Annotated in this window: 20 protein-coding genes and 1 tRNA gene; 15 read left to right on the forward strand and 6 right to left on the reverse strand. The window is 71.2% G+C overall.

The features are described from left to right. Nucleotides 1-53: 53 nt before the first annotated feature. The gene (locus tag ACWEN0_RS34265; RefSeq protein WP_451983188.1) at nucleotides 54-494 is read left to right on the forward strand and encodes a hotdog fold thioesterase; all 441 of its coding nucleotides are present in this window, start codon (nucleotides 54-56) and stop codon (nucleotides 492-494) included. 4 nt (nucleotides 495-498) lie between these two features. Next, the gene (locus ACWEN0_RS34270) at nucleotides 499-1,470 is read left to right on the forward strand and encodes a LysR family transcriptional regulator (RefSeq protein ID WP_451983191.1); all 972 of its coding nucleotides are present in this window, start codon (nucleotides 499-501) and stop codon (nucleotides 1,468-1,470) included. On the opposite strand, the gene ACWEN0_RS34275 is transcribed toward ACWEN0_RS34270, so the two are convergent. Beyond that, on the reverse strand, nucleotides 1,436-2,206 hold the full coding sequence (locus ACWEN0_RS34275; protein WP_451983194.1) for an alpha/beta hydrolase family protein: 771 nt from the start codon (nucleotides 2,204-2,206) through the stop codon (nucleotides 1,436-1,438). The genes ACWEN0_RS34270 and ACWEN0_RS34275 overlap by 35 nt on opposite strands. A 553-nt stretch (nucleotides 2,207-2,759) precedes the next feature. Between ACWEN0_RS34275 and ACWEN0_RS34280 the strand changes: the two genes are divergently transcribed. The 5 genes from ACWEN0_RS34280 (at nucleotide 2,760) to ACWEN0_RS34300 (ending at nucleotide 7,590) form a co-directional block, all read left to right on the forward strand. After that, complete coding sequence (locus ACWEN0_RS34280; RefSeq protein WP_451983197.1) at nucleotides 2,760-3,911, forward strand: branched-chain amino acid ABC transporter substrate-binding protein; 1,152 nt, start codon at nucleotides 2,760-2,762, stop codon at nucleotides 3,909-3,911. A 110-nt stretch (nucleotides 3,912-4,021) separates the two neighbouring features. Further along, entirely contained in the window at nucleotides 4,022-4,993 is a 972-nt protein-coding gene (locus ACWEN0_RS34285; protein ID WP_451983200.1) for a branched-chain amino acid ABC transporter permease, read from the forward strand. Beyond that, nucleotides 4,990-6,117, forward strand: coding sequence for a branched-chain amino acid ABC transporter permease (locus ACWEN0_RS34290; protein ID WP_451983203.1), 1,128 nt, complete (start codon nucleotides 4,990-4,992; stop codon nucleotides 6,115-6,117). Before ACWEN0_RS34285 ends, ACWEN0_RS34290 begins: the two co-directional genes overlap by 4 nt. Continuing rightward, complete coding sequence (locus ACWEN0_RS34295; RefSeq protein WP_451983206.1) at nucleotides 6,114-6,887, forward strand: ABC transporter ATP-binding protein; 774 nt, start codon at nucleotides 6,114-6,116, stop codon at nucleotides 6,885-6,887. The genes ACWEN0_RS34290 and ACWEN0_RS34295 overlap by 4 nt, the downstream gene beginning before the upstream one ends. Then, nucleotides 6,877-7,590 carry an ABC transporter ATP-binding protein gene (locus ACWEN0_RS34300; protein ID WP_451983209.1) on the forward strand — a complete coding sequence of 238 codons (714 nt, stop codon included), beginning with the start codon at nucleotides 6,877-6,879 and terminating at the stop codon, nucleotides 7,588-7,590. Before ACWEN0_RS34295 ends, ACWEN0_RS34300 begins: the two co-directional genes overlap by 11 nt. Nucleotides 7,591-7,634: 44 nt before the next feature. Here the strand turns inward: ACWEN0_RS34300 and ACWEN0_RS34305 are convergent, their stop codons facing one another. Both ACWEN0_RS34305 and ACWEN0_RS34310 read right to left on the reverse strand, forming a co-directional pair. After that, a complete protein-coding gene (locus tag ACWEN0_RS34305; RefSeq protein WP_451983212.1) occupies nucleotides 7,635-8,156 on the reverse strand; it encodes a DUF4352 domain-containing protein in 522 nt (173 codons plus the stop codon). A 34-nt stretch (nucleotides 8,157-8,190) separates the two neighbouring features. Beyond that, nucleotides 8,191-8,805 carry an ANTAR domain-containing response regulator gene (locus ACWEN0_RS34310; protein WP_086851473.1) on the reverse strand — a complete coding sequence of 205 codons (615 nt, stop codon included), beginning with the start codon at nucleotides 8,803-8,805 and terminating at the stop codon, nucleotides 8,191-8,193. Between the two features lie 164 nt (nucleotides 8,806-8,969). Here ACWEN0_RS34310 and ACWEN0_RS34315 point away from each other — a divergent pair. Then, nucleotides 8,970-9,043 (forward strand) — tRNA-Leu (locus ACWEN0_RS34315). 58 nt (nucleotides 9,044-9,101) lie between these two features. Here ACWEN0_RS34315 and ACWEN0_RS34320 read toward each other — a convergent pair. Next, nucleotides 9,102-9,605, reverse strand: coding sequence for a MarR family winged helix-turn-helix transcriptional regulator (locus ACWEN0_RS34320; protein ID WP_451983215.1), 504 nt, complete (start codon nucleotides 9,603-9,605; stop codon nucleotides 9,102-9,104). A 61-nt stretch (nucleotides 9,606-9,666) separates the two neighbouring features. Between ACWEN0_RS34320 and ACWEN0_RS34325 the strand changes: the two genes are divergently transcribed. From ACWEN0_RS34325 to ACWEN0_RS34350, 6 genes are all read left to right on the forward strand, one after another. Then, nucleotides 9,667-10,533 (forward strand): helix-turn-helix domain-containing protein, encoded by an 867-nt coding sequence (locus ACWEN0_RS34325; protein ID WP_451983218.1) that lies wholly within the window; start codon nucleotides 9,667-9,669, stop codon nucleotides 10,531-10,533. 154 nt (nucleotides 10,534-10,687) lie between these two features. Continuing rightward, nucleotides 10,688-11,656 (forward strand): NADP-dependent oxidoreductase, encoded by a 969-nt coding sequence (locus ACWEN0_RS34330; RefSeq protein WP_451983221.1) that lies wholly within the window; start codon nucleotides 10,688-10,690, stop codon nucleotides 11,654-11,656. A 61-nt stretch (nucleotides 11,657-11,717) separates the two neighbouring features. Next, entirely contained in the window at nucleotides 11,718-13,313 is a 1,596-nt protein-coding gene (locus tag ACWEN0_RS34335; protein WP_451983224.1) for a fibronectin type III domain-containing protein, read from the forward strand. Between the two features lie 118 nt (nucleotides 13,314-13,431). Next, the gene (locus tag ACWEN0_RS34340) at nucleotides 13,432-14,001 is read left to right on the forward strand and encodes a hypothetical protein (protein WP_451983227.1); all 570 of its coding nucleotides are present in this window, start codon (nucleotides 13,432-13,434) and stop codon (nucleotides 13,999-14,001) included. Between the two features lie 99 nt (nucleotides 14,002-14,100). After that, complete coding sequence (locus ACWEN0_RS34345) at nucleotides 14,101-15,078, forward strand: sialidase family protein (RefSeq protein WP_451983525.1); 978 nt, start codon at nucleotides 14,101-14,103, stop codon at nucleotides 15,076-15,078. A gap of 70 nt (nucleotides 15,079-15,148) precedes the next feature. Continuing rightward, nucleotides 15,149-16,024 (forward strand): extracellular catalytic domain type 1 short-chain-length polyhydroxyalkanoate depolymerase, encoded by an 876-nt coding sequence (locus ACWEN0_RS34350; RefSeq protein ID WP_451983230.1) that lies wholly within the window; start codon nucleotides 15,149-15,151, stop codon nucleotides 16,022-16,024. Between the two features lie 31 nt (nucleotides 16,025-16,055). Here ACWEN0_RS34350 and ACWEN0_RS34355 read toward each other — a convergent pair whose 3' ends face one another. Further along, on the reverse strand, nucleotides 16,056-16,937 hold the full coding sequence (locus ACWEN0_RS34355; protein ID WP_451983233.1) for a LysR family transcriptional regulator: 882 nt from the start codon (nucleotides 16,935-16,937) through the stop codon (nucleotides 16,056-16,058). Between the two features lie 35 nt (nucleotides 16,938-16,972). Here ACWEN0_RS34355 and ACWEN0_RS34360 point away from each other — a divergent pair, with 35 nt between their 5' ends. Continuing rightward, the gene (locus ACWEN0_RS34360) at nucleotides 16,973-17,887 is read left to right on the forward strand and encodes an EamA family transporter (protein WP_451983236.1); all 915 of its coding nucleotides are present in this window, start codon (nucleotides 16,973-16,975) and stop codon (nucleotides 17,885-17,887) included. 12 nt (nucleotides 17,888-17,899) lie between these two features. On the opposite strand, the gene ACWEN0_RS34365 is transcribed toward ACWEN0_RS34360, so the two are convergent. Then, a complete protein-coding gene (locus ACWEN0_RS34365; RefSeq protein ID WP_451983527.1) occupies nucleotides 17,900-18,679 on the reverse strand; it encodes a GntR family transcriptional regulator in 780 nt (259 codons plus the stop codon). Nucleotides 18,680-18,780 lie beyond the last annotated feature (101 nt).

The following is an 18,780-nucleotide window of genomic DNA, read 5'->3' on the forward strand; positions in this document are numbered from 1 at the left end:
TCTAGGCTGAGGGTCCGACACTCTTACGTGTCGCATAGGAAGAGGAGCGTTGCGTGACCGAAGGTGCCGCCCCCATCGACGTGGACCGGCTGTCCGGCATCGACCCGGCGGCCGCGGACCAGCAGCTGAACGACAAGGTCGGGATGCAGCTGATCGAGGCCACCGCCGAACGCGTGATTGGCACGATCCCGGTCGAGGGCAACCTGCAGCCGTACGGCCTGCTGCACGGCGGCGCCAACGCCGTGCTCGCCGAGGCGCTGGGCTCGACGGTCGCCGCGCTGAACGCCGGCCCCGGCCGCGCGGCGATGGGACTCGAGCTGTCCTGCACCCACCACCGGGCCGTCCGCGAAGGCAAGGTCACCGGCGTCGCGACGCCGCTGCACGTCGGCCGCGGCACGATCACCGTGGAGATCGTGCTGACCGACGACGAAGGCCGGCGCACCTGCACCGCGCGCCTCACCTGCGTCGTCCGGGACCGCCCGCCGGGCGCCTGAGCCGGTGGACCTCGACCTCGCCCAGGTGCGGGCGTTCGTCGTGACCGCCGAACAGCGCCACTTCGGGCGGGCCGCCCAGGCGCTGTTCCTCACCCAGCAGGCGTTGTCGAAGCGGATCCGGAAGCTCGAGGACTCGCTCGCGACGCCGTTGTTCCTGCGCACCAACCGCTCGGTGGAGCTCACCGCCGACGGCGAACGCTTCCTCCCGCACGCGCGCGAGCTGGTGCGGGTGGCCGACGCGGCGGTGGCCGCCATGGGCGCGGACGACCGGCCGCTGCGCCTCGACGTCGTCGACTTCCGGCTCTCCCCCATGTTCCTGCTGCGCCGGCTCGCCGAGCGGGAGCCCGCGCTGCGGATCGACCGGGTTGCCGGCGGCGGGTTCGCGCACGCCGTCGAGCCGCTGCTGGCCGGGCAGCTCGACGTCGCCATCGGCCGCGTCACCGGCTTCGGCGGGCCGCTGCCGGACGAGCTGGAGCACCGGGTCGTCCGGCTGGAGCCGTTGGTCGCCCTGCTGGCCCCGGAGCACCCCCTGGCCCAGCAGGAGGTGCTCCGGCTCGACGAGCTGCGTGCCGAGGGCATCTGGCTGCCCGGGTCCGGCGGTGCCGCCGAGTGGCTGTCCTACCTGCGGGCCCTGTGCGACCGCTTCGGCGTGCGGATCGACGACTCGGGCGTCAGCTACGACCTGCGGCACACCCTGGAGCAGACGCGGTACGGCAAGCGGCGCGTCACACTCGCCGGCGCCGACATGGAGCTTGCGCCGGACCTCGCGCTGAAGGTGCTGCCGTTCGAGCCGGCGCCGTTGTTCCCGTGGTCGCTGGTCTGGCGCCGCGGCAAGGCGCACCCGGCGCTGCGGCGGCTCCTGGCCCTGGCCGGGCGCACCAGCCGCGAAGAGGACTGGTGCGCCTACGACCCCGAGCACGCCTGGCTGCCCGAAGACGACCTCAGCCTCGCAGCCGCCGCGCGAACCACTCGGTGAACGCGGCGTCGACGTGCTTCGCCTCCGGCGTCCCCGGCGCGAACTCGTGCGCCATCCCGTCGACCGTCACCAGCTCGGTCCCCAGCTTTTCGCGCAACGCCGCCGCCGGCTCGCGCACGGCGACGTCGTCGTCCGCCCCGGTGACCAGCAGCAGCGGTGTGGTCAGCTCCCCGGCCCGGCGCACGAAGTCGTAGTGCCCGGCGACCTCCCGGGACCGCGGGGTCCACGGGTAGGTGACCCCGAAGAGCCGCTCGTTGCGGCCGATCACCGGCGCCAGCTGCGCGACCGGGCTGACCACGGCCGCGGCCTCGACCTCGACATCTCCGCGGGCGAGCACCTCCAGGGCCACCAGCGAGCCCGCCGAGCCGCCGAAGACGCCGAGCGCGCCGTCCGCGCCGGGGAGCCGCTCCCGCAGCTCGGCCAGCGCGGCGGGGAACTCCGCCACCGCCTGCTCGGTGACCGGCTCGAAGACGTTGAGCACCGCGTCCTCGCTCGCCAGCCGGAACAGCTCCGCCGGACCGCCTTCGGGCAGCCGGGCCCCGGTCAGCGGCAGGCCGAAGTACACCCGCCACGCCGGCAGCCCGGCCATCGGCACCGCTTCGGCGAAGGCCTGCTCGCTCGCCGGCACCTCCATCAGGTGCCAGCCCGCCACCAGCGCCGCCGGCTCGTCCCGGCCGGCCGGCGGCAACGCCACGAACGGCACGCCCGCCGCCACGCCCTCGACTGCTTCACGCATCCGTCTCTCCCTGTGTCTCTCGGCTGCCTCCAGCGAACCGCCGGGACCGGCGCGGGGTCCAACAGCCGTTCCGGCGCCGACGACAACCGGTGGTTGTGACAGCCGTTCGCGAAGAGGCGGCCGTTCGGGCAGACCTGCTTCACGGGGGCTGGTCCGTTCGGCCGCCCGAACCGGACGTAAGGTGCATCCCTACGGCGGTGCCCGCCCCTTCCGCACCCCGCCAGGGTGAACAGCGGATCTGCGGGAAACCGGCCACGCACCGGCAGCCGAAATGGGCGATGACATACTGCGGAAACACAGCTGTCACCCATTCGCATAACACACGCCGATACTTAGCATCGCTGCGTGACCAGCGGCGGGCCGAGAGGAAACATCGTTCGCCTTTTCGTGCAATTCGCGTCGGTTGCGATCGTCACGATGTGGACACAGAGTAGTGAGGCCGCCTGTGCACAAGACGGGCGAGAGGGATATCTTCCTGCCCTAACCTAGCCCCTGTGTCGGGGGCGACGCCTACCGGCGGCTGGTTGGTCATGGGAGGTAGTCGGTGTCAGGAGTGCGTTTTGGACGGGTTCTCGCCCTCGCAGCGGCGTCGTCGCTCGCTCTGGCGGGCTGCGCCGGTGGCGGCTCGTCCAGCAGTGGTGACAGCAGCACGCTGAAGATCGGGTTCATGGGCGACCTGACCGGGGAGAACTCCGGGATCGTGATCCCGCCCAACAACGGCGCGAAGCTCGCCATCGACGAGTACAACGCCACGAACCCCAAGGTGAAGCTCGAGCTGAAGAACTACGACAGCCAGGGCAAGCCGGAGCAGGCCACTTCGCTGGTGCAGACCGCGATCGGCACGGACAAGATCACCGCGCTGATCGGCCCGGCCTTCTCCGGTGAGTCGAAGGCCGTCGGCGGGGTCCTCGAGCAGGGCAAGATCCCGAGCGTGTCGCCGTCGGCGACCAACCCGGGTCTGGCCTCGAACGGCTGGAAGTACTGGCACCGCGTCGTCGCGAACGACAACGACCAGGGCCCGGCCATCGCGAACTTCCTCATCACGGCGAAGTCGCCGAAGAACGCGTACGTCATCTCGGACGACCAGGAATACAGCGTCGGCCTGGCGGACGCCTTCGAGAAGACCTTCAAGGACAAGGGCATCACGACCGAGCGCGACAAGTTCGCCAAGGACGCGTCGGACTACTCGTCGACCGTGCAGAAGGTCAAGGCCGCCAACCCGGACGTCATCACCTTCGGTGGTTACTACGCCCAGGGCGGCCGGCTGCTCAAGCAGCTCCGCGACGGCGGCGTGAAGGCCGTCTTCGCCACCGGTGACGGCTCGCTCGACCCGCAGCTGGTCTCGGGTGCGGGTGCCGCGGCGGCCGAAGGCGCCGTCATCGGCTGCCCGTGCAACATCCCCGACGCGGGTGCCACCAACGAGTTCGCCACCAAGTACAAGGCCAAGTTCAACGTCGACCCGGCGATCTACGCGACCGAGGGCTACGACGCGGCGACCGCCATCATCAACGCGGTCAAGGCGGGCAACACCACCGGCGAGAAGATCAACGACTTCCTGAAGACGGAAGACTTCAAGGGCGCGTCGAAGCAGGTCAAGTTCAAGGACAACGGCGAGCCGCAGACCAACGCGATCTACGTCTACCAGGTCGTCGGCGGGATCATCAAGAACCTCGGCGCGTCGACCGAGGCCAAGATCAACGGCTGACGGAGCTAGACACACCTAACGGGAGCGGGGGCGCTGTGCTCGGACACAGCACCCCCGCTCCCCGCCAATGTGGCGACCATCCTCGCCCCGTCAGGTAAGGCAACTACGTCATGTTCCAAGATCTGCAGAGCCAGTTTCTGGGCAGCACCATCGGCGGCCTGGTAGCCGGCTCCATCTACGCCCTCATCGCCCTCGGCTACACGATGGTCTACGGCGTGCTGAGGCTGATCAACTTCGCGCACTCCGAAATCTTCATGATCGGGACGATGACGTCCCTGTTCATCCTCATCGCCATCGCCGGCGGCACCGCCCCGATCTCGGTGGGCGTGTTCGGGATGATCGGCATCCTCCTGCTCATCGCGGTGGCCTCGGCGGCCACGTCCGGCGGCTTGGCCATCGTGCTGGAGCAGCTGGCCTACCGGCCCCTGCGCAAGAAGGGCGCGACCCGGCTCGCGGCCCTGATCTCCGCGATCGGCGCCTCGCTGTTCCTGCAGGAGCTGTTCGGTCTCGCGATCATCCCCGCGCTGTCGGACAAGGCCGGCAAGGTCCAGCAGAACGCGCCGCGGTTCGTTCCGCACGAGGAGCTGTTCCGCATCGGCAACGGCGTCGTGCGCACCGACCACGTCTTCGTCATCATCGCCGCCGTCGTCGTGATGGTCGTGCTCGACCAGCTGGTCAGCCGCACGCGCATCGGCCGCGGTATCCGGGCGACCGCCCAGGACCCCGAAGCCGCCGTCCTCATGGGCGTCAGCATCGACCGCATCGTGCGCATCACGTTCCTGCTCGGTGGCGCGATGGCCGGCGTCGCCGCGGCCCTGTACGTCATGGAGTACGAGAACACCGACTACCGCATCGGCTTCCTGCTCGGCATCAAGGCGTTCACCGCCGCCGTGCTCGGCGGTATCGGCAACCTGCGCGGCGCCCTGCTGGGCGGGATCGTGCTGGGCCTGGTCGAGAACTGGAGCTCCATCTTCCTCGGTTCCGAGTGGAAGGACGTGACCGCGTTCGTGGTCCTCGTCCTCGTGCTCATGCTCCGGCCCACCGGCATCCTCGGCGAATCCCTGCAACGGGCACGCGCATGAAAGGCGACGGAGTGGCTGACAACAACGAAACCCCGGCGCGCAAGGGTTTCCACCCCATCGACGGGATGCGCGACTGGTGGGCCGACGCGCCGCACTGGCAGCGGTACGGCGTCTACATCCTGCTGATCGCCTTCGCGCTGATCCTGCCCGCGCCGTGGATCGGCTCGTTCATGTCCCCGTACTCGGACTGGACGACGGTGCTGATCTTCCCGGTCGGCACGTACATCCTGCTCGCCGTCGGCCTCAACATCGTGGTCGGTCACGCGGGCATGCTCGACCTCGGGTACGTGGCGTTCTTCGCGATCGGTGCCTACACCTGGGCGTCGATCGGCACGAGCTACGGCTGGTCGTTCTGGCCCACGGTGGTGCTCGGCATCTTCCTGGCATCGGTGTCGGGCGTCATCCTCGGCGCGCCGACACTACGGCTACGGGGCGACTACCTGGCCATCGTCACCCTGGGCTTCGGTGAGATCGTCCGGATCACCGCGAACAACACCGACGCCATCGGCGGCGCGCGCGGCATCACGAACGTCCCGCACCCGGAGCCGATCTTCGGGGTCGAGTTCTTCCTCGACCCGGCGCCGTACTACTACCTGATGCTGTTCGCGATCGTGCTCGTCATCGTCTTTTCGGTGCGGCTCAACAAGAGCCGCGTCGGCCGGGCGTGGGCGGCGATCCGCGAGGACGAGGACGCGGCCGAGCTGATGGGCGTGCCGACGTTCAAGTTCAAGCTGCTCGCCTTCGCGATCGGCGCCATGATCGGTGGCTTCGCCGGCACGATCTACGCCAGCAAGGCCGTGTTCATCGAGCCGAACAACTTCCCGTTCATCCTGTCCGCGACCATCCTGGCCGCGGTCGTGCTGGGCGGTTCGGGCAACCTGCCCGGCGTCATCCTCGGCGCGTTCGTGATCGCCTGGCTGCCGGAGCGGTTCCGCCAGTTCAACGACTACCGCGTGCTGGTGTTCGGGGCCGTCCTGGTGCTGATGATGGCGCTGCGGCCGGAGGGCCTGCTGCCGTCGCGGCAGCGCAAGGCCGAACTACGGGAAGGAACCGGCGGCATGGGCGCGATGGGCGCGGAAGTCGCCGGCCCGGACTCCGAGGCCTCGGCGGAGGTGACCAAGTGAACGCCCTGCTCGAGTTCGAGAACGTGACCATGCGCTTCGGCGGTGTCACGGCGTTGCGCGAGGTCAACCTCACCATCAACGAAGGCGAGATCTTCGCCCTGATCGGGCCGAACGGCGCCGGCAAGACGACGGTGTTCAACGTCGTCACCGGCGTCTACCACCCGACCGAGGGCCAGGTCCGCTTCGACGGCGACCGCATCGACGGCATGAAGCGGTTCAAGGTCACCAAGCGCGGCGTCGCCCGGACGTTCCAGAACATCCGGCTGTTCCACAACATGTCGGCGCTGGAGAACGTCATGGTGGGCGTCGACGCGCACCACAAGACGGGCGCGATCGGGGCGACGCTGGGCCTGCCCTGGCACCGCAAGGAAGAGAAGCACGGCCGCGAACGGGCCCGGGAGCTGCTCGACTTCGTCGGCATCGGCCGGGTGGAGCACAGCGTCGCGAAGAACCTCTCCTACGGCGACCAGCGCCGGCTGGAGATCGCGCGGGCGCTGGCCACGGACCCGAAGCTGCTGCTGCTCGACGAGCCGGCCGCGGGCATGAACCCGGCGGAGAAGAACGCCCTGCAGGCGCTGATCCGCAAGATCCGGGACGACGGCCGCACCGTGTTGCTCATCGAGCACGACATGGGCCTGGTCATGCACATCAGCGACCGGCTGGCGGTGCTCGACTTCGGGCAGAAGATCGCAGAAGGGCTGCCGCACGAGGTGCAGAACAACGAGAAGGTCATCCAGGCCTACCTGGGGGTGTCCGAAGATGCTTCTTGAGGTCGAGGACATCAACGTCCACTACGGCAAGATCGCGGCCCTCAAGGGCATGAGCCTCCAGGTCGACCAGGGTGAGATCGTCTCCCTGATCGGGGCCAACGGCGCCGGCAAGACCACGACGCTCAAGACGATCTCCGGGCTGCGGCCGCTCACCAGCGGCCGGATCGTGTTCAACGGCCAGGACATCTCGAAGACCCCGGGCCACAAGCGCGTGCTGCTCGGGATCGGCCAGGCGCCGGAAGGCCGGGGCGTGTTCCCGGGCATGACGGTGCAGGAGAACCTCCTGATGGGTGCCTACACCCGCAAGGACGACCTCACGGCCGACCTCGACGAGGTCTTCGAGCTGTTCCCCCGGCTCGCGGAGCGGAAGAACCAGTTCGGCGGCACCATGTCCGGTGGCGAGCAGCAGATGATCGCCATCGGCCGGGCGCTGATGACCAAGCCGAAGGTGCTGCTGCTCGACGAGCCTTCGATGGGCCTGGCGCCGATGCTGATCGCGCAGATCTTCGACATCATCCGCGAGATCAACAAGCGCGGGACGACGGTGCTGCTGGTGGAGCAGAACGCCCAGCAGGCGCTGAAGCTGTCGGACCGGGCGTACGTGCTCGAGACGGGCCGCGTGGTGCAGACCGCCCGCGGCGCCGACCTGCTCGACGACCCGAAGGTGCGGGCCGCCTACCTGGGTGGCGACCTCGGCGTCTGAGTGTTGTTCCACGGGGCCCGGCACTTCGTGTGCCGGGCCCCTTTTCACAGCTTGACGTCGGTGCCGTTGACGTTCTTCATGTCGGTGATGGTCGGCCCGCCGAAGGCCCGGAGGGCGACCGGCTTCCGGTCCTTGGGGATGTCCCAGTAGAGGTCGAACTCGACGCGCACGCCGTGCCCGAGGTCGAACTGGGCGGGCTGGCGCTTGATGAGCATGGCCTGCTCGTCGGACGGGTGGGTGGCGCCCTGGTCGTCGACGAGCAGCTGGCGCTTGGTGTCGAACAGGACGCTGGAGGTCCCGGTGTTGGTGACGACGAGCCGCAGGCGCACGTACTGGCCCTTGGGGAGCATCTCGGCGTGGCTGCCGGTGATGCTGGGCAGCCCGGCGGCCAGGCCGATCAGGGTGAACTCGGTGTCGCCGTTCTTCGCGGGCGGCACCTTGAGGGCGGTCTCGTCGGGCCGCACCTGCCGCGGCGGCAGCTCGTAGGTGGTGGGCGCGGGCGCGCTCGGGGCCGCTTCGCAGCCGGTCAGGAGGGCGAGAGCGACGACGGCCGGGAGCAGTTTCACGTTCGTGATTCTGCCCGCCGGCCGCCGGGTTCGGCTAGCTCCCGATGCTCTCGACGACCGCCTCGGCGACGGCCTTCATGGTGGTCCGGCGGTCCATGGCGGTGCGCTGGATCCAGCGGAAGGCGTCGGGCTCGGTGAGCCCCTGGCGGCTCATCAGCAGGCCCTTGGCGCGGTCGATGACCTTGCGCGTCTCGAGCCGGTCCGTGAGCCCCGCGACCTCGGCCTCGAGGGCCTGCAGCTCGGAGAACCGGCTCACGGCGAGCTCGATGGCGGGCACGAGGTCCCGCTTGGCGAAGGGCTTGACGAGGTAGGCCATGGTGCCGGCGTCACGCGCGCGTTCGACGAGATCACGCTGGCTGAAGGCGGTGAGGATCACGACGGGCGCGATCCGGTCACCGGTGATCTTGGCCGCGGCCTCGATCCCGTCCAGCTTGGGCATCTTGACGTCGAGGATCACGAGATCGGGCTTGAGATCGGTGGCCAACGAGATGGCCTGCTCGCCATCCCCCGCCTCCCCGACCACTTCATAGCCCTCTTCACGCAGCATTTCGACGAGGTCCAGCCGGATGAGCGCCTCGTCCTCCGCGACGAGCACCCGACGCTGCGGCACGGTGTCGGCACCGTTGGCCTCGGTAGCCTGATCGGTCACCGGGGTCCTCCTGAAGACTCGGCGGGACGTGGGGTCTCGCGGCTTCCCGCGAACCTGAAGCCTACCGGGAACGATCCAGTTGACGAGATGGCGTTCACCACGTAGTGACACGCCCGACCCACTCACAGCGGGGTGCCGGTGATCCCGTAGAGTCACTGCGTCGCGCCCCCGTAGCCCAACTGGCAGAGGCAACGGATTCAAAACCCGTCCAGTGTGAGTTCGAATCTCACCGGGGGCACAGGATTCCCTGAGCCGCCGTTTCCGGCGCACTGTCTTCGCTTATTTCTCAGGCGGGCTTACTCGTTCTTCGCGCGGTGACGTGGCGCCGCCGAGCGAGGGGGCGTTGAACGCATGTGGTCTCGTACGGGGGCCAGCAACGCGGCGAGAGTTTCCACGTCGTCGCGGGAAAGCGGCTCGAAGAGCAAGCCTCCCACCACCTCGACGTGTCCTGGCAGCACTTTGGCGAGACGCTCGCGGCCCGCTTCCGTGATCGTCACCGTTGTGCTTCGGTCGTCGTCCGGGGAGGGGGTGCGTGTTACCAGGCCCGCCTTTTCCAGCAGGCCCGCTTGGTATGTCAGGCCGCTGCGGCTGTAGACCACGCCGTCGGCCAGGTCGGTCATGCGGTGGCTGCCGGACGGGGCGTCGCCGAGCCGGGCCAGCAGCTGGAACTGGACGTAGCTCAGGTCGCCGGCCTCGCGCAGCTGCTGCTCGACCGCGTGCCGGAGCAGGCTGGTCACCTCGATCAGGTCGAAGTAGGCGCCGAGCTGCACGGGGTCCAGCGACGGTGGTGCGTCAGACATGACCGGGAGCTTACTGCTTCGAATTCGAAGGGGACGTCCCTCGCCGGTGCACACTGGCGGCATGTCTTCGACCGACCTCGGCGCCGCGGTCCGCTGGCTGCGCGAACACACCGAGCCCGCGGCCGCCGGGCCGGCAGGCGGCGGACCGCGCGGCTCACGGCGGGTGCGCGGGCTGCGCCGGGAAGAACTCGCCGAGCTCGCCGGGGTGTCCGCGGACTACCTCCGGCGGCTGGAACAGGGGCGGCGGCACCCCTCGGCCGGCGTGGTCACCGCCATCGCCCGCGCGTTGCGGCTCGGCCGGGCGGACTACGAGCGGCTCTGCGCCCTCGCCGGGTACGCCGCGGCCGACGGGCAGGTGCCGCGCGAAGCCGGGGCGACCGCGGTGCGGCTCCTGGAGCGGTTCGGCGACACCCCCGCCTTCCTGACCGACGCGGCGTGGAACGTCGTCGCCGTCAACGGTGCGTGGCTGGCACTCGGCGGCGGGACGGCGACCGGGACCGCGCGGGACTGGAACGTGGCGTGGCGCACGTTCTGCGACGCACGCGCGGAGATCGATCGCACCGACGAGCACCAGGCCGGGTTCCGGGCCGTGCTCGCCACCCGGCTGCGTGACGCCCACCTGCGCTACCCGGCCGACGAATCGCTCGGCACGCTCGTCGACGAGCTGCGCACCGGCAGCCGTCCGTTCGACACCCTGTGGCGCACCCCGAAAACGCCGGCCATCGCCGAGAACCGTGCCGTCTTCCGGCATCCGGACGGTGGCGCGATCGCGCTCGACGGCGCCCTGCTCGACGTGCCCGGCGACGACCTGATGGCCGTGGTCCTCACCGCCGAGCCGGGCTCGGCCGACGCGGCCCGGCTCGGCGAGGTCGTCCGCGCCTCCGGGCACCCGGCCGTGGTCCGGGTGGGCCAAACCGGCCCAGGCTGACCACGCCCGCTGCCACGATCCTGAGGGCCGTGGATCAAGGGAACCCGGCGGACGGTGACCCGTCTCACTTGCTTCGAATTCGAAGCAGCAGTACCGTGGTCCGCAGTTGCTTCGAATTCGAAGCGAATCGAACTCGGCGAAGGCGAGAACTCCGATGAAGGCAGTGCGTTTCCACGAGTACGGCGACCCCGGCGTCCTGCGCTACGAGGACGTGGCGCAGCCGGTTCCCGGAGCCGGGCAGGTCCGGGTCCGCGTCGCCGCGACGTCGTTCAACTCCGTCGACGGCAACATCCGCGGCGGCTTCATGCGCGGCCCGATCCCGGTCGAGCTGCCGCACACCCCCGGCCTCGACGTCGCGGGGACCGTCGACGCGCTGGGCGAGGGCGTCGACGGCTTCCAGGTCGGCGACGCGGTCATCGGCTTCCTGCCGATGGACGGCGACGGCGCCGCCGCGGACTACGTCCTCGCGCCGGCCGAGGTCCTCACGCCCGCGCCGCAGAACCTCCCGCTGGCCGACGCCGCCGCGCTGCCGGTGGTCGGGCTGACCGCGTACCAGGCGCTGTTCGACCACGCCAAGCTGACGGCCGGGCAGCGCGTGCTGATCAACGGCGCCGGCGGAGCGGTCGGCGGCTATGCCGTGCAGCTGGCCAAGAGCGCCGGTGCCCACGTCATCGCCACGGCCGGCCCGCGCAGCGGCGACGCGGTCAAGGCCGCCGGTGCCGACGAAGTCGTCGACCACACCACCACCGGGGTGACCGCGGCGGTGACCGAGCCGGTCGACGTCGTGCTCAACCTCGCGCCGGTCGACCCGGCCGCGCTGGCCGCGCTCGTCACGCTGGTCCGGCCAGGCGGCGTCGTGGTGAACACGACGGTGTGGATGCCCGCCCCCGCGGACGAAGCACGCGGCGTGCGCGGCATCGACCTGTTCGTCCGCAGTGACGCCGGACAGCTGGCGAAGCTGGTCGCTTCGGTCGACCGCGGCGAACTGCGCGTCGACGTCGCCGAGCGCGTGGCACTGCCCGAACTGTCGGCCCTGCACGCCCGGGCCGCCGAGGGCGCGGTGCACGGCAAGGTCGTCGTCGTTCCGGCCCAAACGGACATAGCGCCGCCCAGCGCGAGTTAGTTTCGGATCCGTTCACCGGAGCGGGGTGGAAAGCGCGGCGCCGGTGGGCAACCGTGTGCGGATGACTGACGACGAGAAGATCTTCACCCACCACGTGAGTCGCCGCGGGTTCCTCACCGCCGCGGGTGTCGCGCTCGCCGCCGGGCCGCTCGCCGGGACCGCCGATGCCGAGCCCGCCGTCGAGCTCACCACGACCGACGGCGACCCGGCGAAGTCCCCCGCCGTCGCCGGACTGCACCTGCAGTTCGGCGCCGACGCCGCCGGCGAAGTGGTCGTCTCGTGGCACGCGCTGCAGCCGACGCGCAACGCCCGCGTGCTCCTCGGCCGGGCCGATGGCCGGTACGAACGCAGCGTCCCGGCCAAGACCGTCAGCTACACCGACGCGAAGTCCGGCCAGGTCGTCTACGCCTTCCACGCGTCGCTTCGCGGGCTTCAGCCGGACAGCGAGTACATCTACGCCGCGCTGCACGACGGCGCCGAACCGGTGCTCGCGACGTTCCGCACCGCGCCGCGCGGCCGCGCGAAGTTCACCTTCACCAGCTTCGGCGACCAGGGCACCCCGACGCTCGGCAAGCGCTACGTGCCGCCGGCCGGAGTCACCCTGCCGAACCCGCCGCTGGTCAACGACAACCTCGGCTCGCCGGCCGCGGGCGACACCACCGCCGGCGTCGAGCGCGTGCGGCCGCTGTTCCACCTGTTCAACGGCGACCTCTGCTACGCCAACCTGGCCACCGACCGGGTCCGGACCTGGTGGGACTTCTGGACCAACAACAGCCGCAGCGCGCGCAACCGCCCGTGGATGCCCGCCGCCGGCAACCACGAGAACGAGCTGGGCAACGGCCCGATCGGCTACGCCGCCTACCAGACGTACTTCTCGGTGCCGCCGGCGTCCGGGCAGACCGACGTCACCCGCGGCCTCTGGTACTCCTTCACCGTCGGCTCGGTGCGCGTGATCAGCCTCGCCAACGACGACATCTGCTACCAGGACGGCGGCAACTCCTACGTCCGCGGCTACTCAGGCGGCGCGCAGAAGGCCTGGCTGGAGAAGGAACTGAGCGCGGCCCGGGCCGACCGCGGCGTCGACTGGGTGGTCGTCTGCATGCACCAGGTCGCGATCAGCACCGCCGACCAGTTCAACGGCGCCGACCTCGGCGTCCGCGAGGAGTGGGTGCCGTTGTTCGACCGCTACGGCGTCGACCTGGTCGTCTGCGGTCACGAGCACCACTACGAGCGCTCGCACCCGATCCGCGGCTCGGCGGCGAACCCGACGCGGACGCCCGTGCCCGCTTCGACCCGCACCGACGTCGTCGACACCTCGAAGGGCACTGTCCACATGGTACTCGGCGGGGGTGGCACGTCGGCGCCGTCGAACCAGTTGTTCTTCACCCCGCCCCGCTGCCGGGTGATCACCAACGTCGGCGCCGCGGACCCGGCGACGGGTAAGCGGCCGCCGGTGTACGTCACCGAAGACGCCCCCTGGTCGGCGGTCCGCGACGCGGCGAACTCCTACGGCTTCGCGGCCTTCACGGTCGACCCGGGCACCCACCGCGGCGGGGTGACGACGATGCGGGTGACCTACTACGACGTCGTCGGCACCGACGGCGCCCTGAAGGCGTTCGAAACCTTCACCCTGCAGCGACCCCGCTCCGACGCCTGACCGGCCGGAGCGCCGCGGCCTCGAACGCGGTCTCGTGCCTTCGCCCGTAACGGAGGCCGGGCCGAGGGCGACCAGTTCGAAGACGACACCGACCGAGGCCACGGGGAGAGACTCACCAATGACCGCCGCGACCTTCGGAGGCTGGGGCGAAGCCGATGCCCAGGCCTTCGGCGACCTCGTCTCCACCATGCCCCGCTCGGCCCTCAACGCCGCCGTGAACTTCGCCAGCCTGCGGGCCGGGAACCAGTACGCCTACCTCATCCCGGTGACCGCGGCGTTCTCGTCGACCGGCACGCGGTACGTGACCTCCAGCAGTTCCGGCACGGCCGGCAACTCGGTGACCGTCACCGCGTACAGCGGGCCGTCGCAGGGCGCGTTGACACGGATCTCCTCCCCCGCCGCCGCGCCGTTCACCACGGCCGGTGCCAAGGTCGACGTCGCGTGGGGCGCCGCCGCGGCGGTCACACCGAACTGGCTGGCGCTGGTGTTCACGTGCACCGCGGCCGGCGCCACTCCGCCGCGGCTGACGACCCCGAGCGCGAACAACGTGGCCGGAGCCGGCTTCCTCAACCCGGCGCCCGGTGCGTACACCGCGCTCACCCGGGCCGCGACGACGCTGCCGGACGTCATGGACTTCACGACCGGCTGGAGCACCACCGCCCTTCCCGCGTGGCTGTCGGCGTTTTGAAGCGCCGGGGACCCCGGGGGTTCCCGAAGGCTGGCCACCGACGCCGGGTCCGACGTCTACCGGATCCCGGGCATCACCCGCACGACGGCGGGCACCCTGATCGCGGCGTGGGACCACCGCATCGGCTCGGGCGCCGACCTGCCCAACGTGATCGACGTCGTGTGCGCGCGGTCCACCGACGGCGGTGCGACGTGGGGCGCCCCGGCCGTCCTCGCGCGGCACACCGGCGGTGACACCCCGGCCACCGCGTGGGGGTGCGGCGACGTGTGCCTGCTGACCGACCCGGCCACGGGCCGGATCTTCGCGCACTACCTGTACGCCCCGCCGGGCGTCGGCTACGCCAACAGCGACAACTCGACCAGCCCGTCCACCACGACGTCGGTGCGCCCGTGCTGCCGCTACAGCGACGACGACGGCGTGACCTGGTCGGCCCAGCAGGAACTGATCGGCCAGGTCAAGACGTCGGCCATGTGGGGGCTGTTCGCATCTTCCGGGCACGGCTGGGTGGGCGCGGACGGCACGCTCTACGTGCCCTACAGCTACCAGGTCGCCGCCGGGTCGTCGACGTCCGGCGTGTTCGCCGCCTTTTCGGCCGACCACGGCCAGACCTGGCAGCGCAGCGCCCTGATCACCGCGAACAACCCCGGCGAGAACCACGGGGTGCAGCTGTCCGACGGCAGCTTCCTCATCTCGGCGCGGCCGGGCACGCCGGGCGCCCGCCGGTTCTTCACCGCGCCGTCGATGGCGGGGCCGTGGACGGCGTCCGTGCGCCCGGACCTGCCGGACCCGTCGTGCAACGGCGACCTGGTCCGCGTCGACCCGGACGACACGTCGGCGCGGCGCGACTGGCTGCTCGTGTCCGGGTGCGCGTCGACGGCGAGCCGCACGAACCTGACGGTCTGGCTGTCGACCGACCGCGGCGCCACCTGGCCCGCCGCGTGGCGGGTCTTCGACGGCGGCGCCGCGTACTCGAGCATGGTCCGGCTCGGCGACGGGACGTTCGGCATCTTCTGGGAGGACACTGTGGACGGCGTCATGCAGTTCACGCCGTTCGGCCTCGGCGTGTTCGGCGCATAGGTCAGGGTCCTTACGCAGCTCGAACACCACGCGTACGCGGTCTTCACCGGCGACGGGGACCCTCCGGTGCGTGCGCCGTCTCCCGCTGGTTCTCGTCCTGGCCCTCGCGCTCGCCGGGTGCGCTCCCCCGGCCACCTCGACGCGGACCGTGCCGATGGGCGGGATCGAGCGCACTTACCGGCTGTACCGCCCGGCCGGGCTGACCGGCGCGGTGCCGCTCGTGCTCGTGCTGCACGGCGGGTTCGGCTCGGGCGAGCAGGCCGAAGCGGCCTACGGCTGGGACGCCGAAGCCGATGCCGGGCGGTTCCTGGTCGCCTACCCGGACGGCGTCGGCCGGGCCTGGAACGCCGGCGGCGGCTGCTGCGGGCAGCCGGGCCGGGCCGGGGTGGACGACGTCGGCTTCCTGACGCGGCTCGTCGCGGACGTGAGCCGTGCCGAAAACGTGGATCCGGCACGGGTCTACGCCACGGGCATCAGCAACGGCGGCATGATGGCCTACCGCCTGGCCTGCGCGACGACGCTCTTCGCCGCGATCGCGCCGGACTCGGCGACCCAGCTGGGCGACTGTCCCCGGCCGGCGCCGGTGTCGGTGCTCCACCTCCACGGCACGGCCGACGAGAACATCCCCTACGACGGAAGCCCCGGCCGCGGCGTCGCGCGCATCGACGGCCCGCCGGTCCCCGACGTCGTCGCCCGCTGGCGCGAGGTCGACCGCTGCCCGGCCCCGGCGACTTCGACGACCGGTGTGGTCACGACGTCGGCCGCGATCTGTCCCGGCGGACGCGCGGTCGAGCTGATCACCATCGCCGGCGCCGGGCACCAGTGGCCGGGCGCCCGGGGAAGCCGGTTCGACGGCCGCGTCCCCGGGATCGATCCGCCGTCGCCCGCGCTGGACGCCACGCACGTGATCGCGCAGTTCTTCGCCGCGCATCCGGCGGCGGCGTGAGGGCCGCCTGTGTCGGTGGTTCCGTTCGGCGTCAGCGGGCCAGGAGCCCGAGGACCAGCGCGAGCGGTGGCCACACCTCCCGCCCGCGGCGGGTGCACGCGAAGGCGCGCTGCCGGACGTCCGGGCCGGCGAGCGGCAGCAGCGTGACTCCGGGCCGCGTCGTGCGGGCCGCCGGCAGCAGGCCGACGGCGGGTGCCGGGCCGGTCGCGATGATGTCCTCCACCAGCTCCAGGCTGTCCGCCCGGTGCGTGACGCGCGGGGTGAACCCGGCCATCGACGCCAGCCTGCGGATGACGTCCTCGTCGGCGGTGTTGCGGGAGTTGACGATCCAGCCGTGGTCGCGGAACGCCGCGAAGACGGCGACCGTGTCGCCATTCGCCGCGTCGGCGGCCGGGACCGCGAGGCCCCACCTGGCGGTCCACAGTGGACTCACGGTGACCGCGGGGTCCGTGGTGGCCGGGGCGAGGTCGTAGTCGTAGGTGAGGGCGAGGTCGATGTCGTCGGCCAGCAGCGCGGCGAACGCCTCGTGCGGCTCGTACTCGCTGATCCGCAGCTGCACCCGGGGGTGGTCCTCGGCGAGCGCGGCCGCTGCCGGGAGGACCGAGCGCCGCACGGCCGTGGCGAACCCGGCGACGCGGACCGTACCGGCCGGCTCGGCGTGGGGGTCGAGGTCGGCGCGCGCGGCTTCCACCGCGGCGAGGATCGTCACGGCGTGCTCGGCCAGGCGCCGTCCCGCGGGGGTCAGCCGCACGCGACGGCCGTCCGGCTCGAGCAGCGGCGCGCCGGTTTCCTTCGCCAGCACCGCGATCTGCTGCGAGACCGTCGACGTCGTGGTGCCGAGCACATCCGCCACGGCCCGCATCGAGCCGTGGCGGGACAGCTCGAGAAGAAACTGCAGCCTGCGGGTGTCCATCCCGTCATTGTCCAGGATTGGTGAACAGTACGTCCATGATCGGCACGTGGACATGGACGGTCCGGCTCGGCTTTCCTGGACCCGTGCTGTCCTCACCCCGGGCCGGAGCGGCCATGGCCGTCGCGGCGATGCTCTGCGTCCAGCTCGGCCTCGCCGTGTCCGTCGGCCTGTTCGACCGCATCGGACCGGAGGGCGCCGCATGGCTGCGCCTCGCGTGGGCCGGCGTGTTACTGCTGGTCGTGGTCCGGCCGCGGCCGTCGACGTTCCGGCGGACGACCTTCTTGGCCTGCTGCGGCCTCGGCGTGGTGACGGCGGGGATGACCATGCTGTTCATGCAGGCCGTCGCCCGGCTGCCGCTGGGCACGGCGAGCGCGCTGGAGTTCCTCGGCCCGCTGACCGTCGCCGTCGCGCAGGGCCGCGGGGGCAAGCGGCTGTGGCCCGTCCTCGCCGCGCTCGGCGTGGTGCTGCTGACCGAGCCGTGGCGGGGCGGCGCCGACCTGCTGGGCGTCGGCTACGCGCTCGCGTCCGCGGTGTGCTGGGCGGCCTACATCCTGCTGACGCAACGGGTCGGCGACGAGGTGGCGGGCGTGCGCGGGCTCGCCGTGTCGATGCCGGTGGCGGGCATCGTGGCGACGCTCGCCTACGGGCCGGGCGTGTTCGGGCACCTGACCTGGGAGCTGCTGCTCGTCGGCCTCGGGCTCGCGGTGCTGCTGCCGGTCATCCCGTTCAGCCTGGAGATGCTCGCGCTGCGCCGGCTCACCACGTCCGCGTTCGGCACGCTGATGAGCCTGGAACCGGCCATCGCCCTGACCATCGGGCTCGTCGTCCTCCACCAGGTGCCGAATCCCGGTGCGGTGGCGGGGGTTCTGCTCGTCGTGGCGGCCGGGATCGGCGCGGAACGGACGGGGGCGCGGGAGCCCGTGCCCCCGGCGGACCGCGTCCACTCCTGAGTCCGGCGTGGACTACCGGGGGCCGTTCGTCAGCGACAGGTTGAACGCGTAGCGGGACGCGCGGTAGACGTGCCAGCCGTACTCGACCACGCGGCCGGTGTCGTCGTAGGTCGTGCGCTGCATGGTCAACAGGGCCGCCCCCGGCTCCTCGTCCAGCAGCTGCGCGTCCTCTTCGGTCGCCAGGCGGGCCCCGATGCTCTGCTCCGCCGCGTGCAAACGCACTCCCGCCGCGCGCAGCAGCTGGTAGAGGCCTTTTTCACGCAGCTCTTCGTCGGTCGGGTCGAGGACGCCGTCGGGCAGGTAGTTGTTCATCAGGGCGAGCGGTTCGCCGTCGGTCGAGCGGAGCCGCGTCAGGCGCCGCACGTGCGTCAGGTTCGGCGCTTCCAGGAGCTCGGCCGCCTCGGCGTCCGCCTCCTCGACACTGTTGGCCAGCACTACCGATGTCGGCTTGCCGCCGAGCCCCGTGAGGTCGTCGAAGAGGCTGGACAGCCGCAGCGGGCGCGCCACCTTCGTCCGGACGACCTGGGTGCCGACGCCGCGCCGCCGCACGAGCAGGCCCTGGTTGACCAGGGTCTGGATCGCCTGGCGGATCGTCGGGCGCGACAGCCGCAGGCTCGCCGCCAGGTCGACCTCGTTGCCCAGCTTCGCCCCCGCGGGGAGCCTGCCGTCCTCGATGGCCGCGTGGAGCTGCTGCGAAACCTGGAAGTACAGCGGCTCGGGGCTGCCCGGGTCCACGACGATCTCCCGGCCCGGGTCCCAGGTGACGTCCGTTCCGGGGGGCAGCGGCGGCAGGGTGCTCACCACCGGGAGCCTACCGCCTCCGACCCGACATAGGGATGACTGTATGTCCATATGTCTTGCCAAAGTTCCGAGGCACTGGCACTGTCGATTCC

The organism is Amycolatopsis sp. NPDC004378 (assembly GCF_053602455.1).

Excerpts from the sequence above, each read along its gene's own strand:
- ACWEN0_RS34340 (WP_451983227.1), top strand. The coding sequence starts at position 13,432 with ATGACCGCCGCGACCTTCGGAGGCTGGGGCGAAGCCGATGCCCAGGCC.
- ACWEN0_RS34290 (WP_451983203.1), top strand. The coding sequence starts at position 4,990 with ATGAAAGGCGACGGAGTGGCTGACAACAACGAAACCCCGGCGCGCAAG.
- ACWEN0_RS34285 (WP_451983200.1), top strand. The coding sequence starts at position 4,022 with ATGTTCCAAGATCTGCAGAGCCAGTTTCTGGGCAGCACCATCGGCGGC.
- ACWEN0_RS34300 (WP_451983209.1), top strand. The coding sequence starts at position 6,877 with ATGCTTCTTGAGGTCGAGGACATCAACGTCCACTACGGCAAGATCGCG.
- ACWEN0_RS34325 (WP_451983218.1), top strand. The coding sequence starts at position 9,667 with ATGTCTTCGACCGACCTCGGCGCCGCGGTCCGCTGGCTGCGCGAACAC.
- ACWEN0_RS34330 (WP_451983221.1), top strand. The coding sequence starts at position 10,688 with ATGAAGGCAGTGCGTTTCCACGAGTACGGCGACCCCGGCGTCCTGCGC.
- ACWEN0_RS34360 (WP_451983236.1), top strand. The coding sequence starts at position 16,973 with ATGATCGGCACGTGGACATGGACGGTCCGGCTCGGCTTTCCTGGACCC.
- ACWEN0_RS34275 (WP_451983194.1), bottom strand. The coding sequence starts at position 2,206 with ATGCGTGAAGCAGTCGAGGGCGTGGCGGCGGGCGTGCCGTTCGTGGCG.
- ACWEN0_RS34320 (WP_451983215.1), bottom strand. The coding sequence starts at position 9,605 with ATGTCTGACGCACCACCGTCGCTGGACCCCGTGCAGCTCGGCGCCTAC.
- ACWEN0_RS34355 (WP_451983233.1), bottom strand. The coding sequence starts at position 16,937 with ATGGACACCCGCAGGCTGCAGTTTCTTCTCGAGCTGTCCCGCCACGGC.
- ACWEN0_RS34335 (WP_451983224.1), top strand. The coding sequence starts at position 11,718 with ATGACTGACGACGAGAAGATCTTCACCCACCACGTGAGTCGCCGCGGG.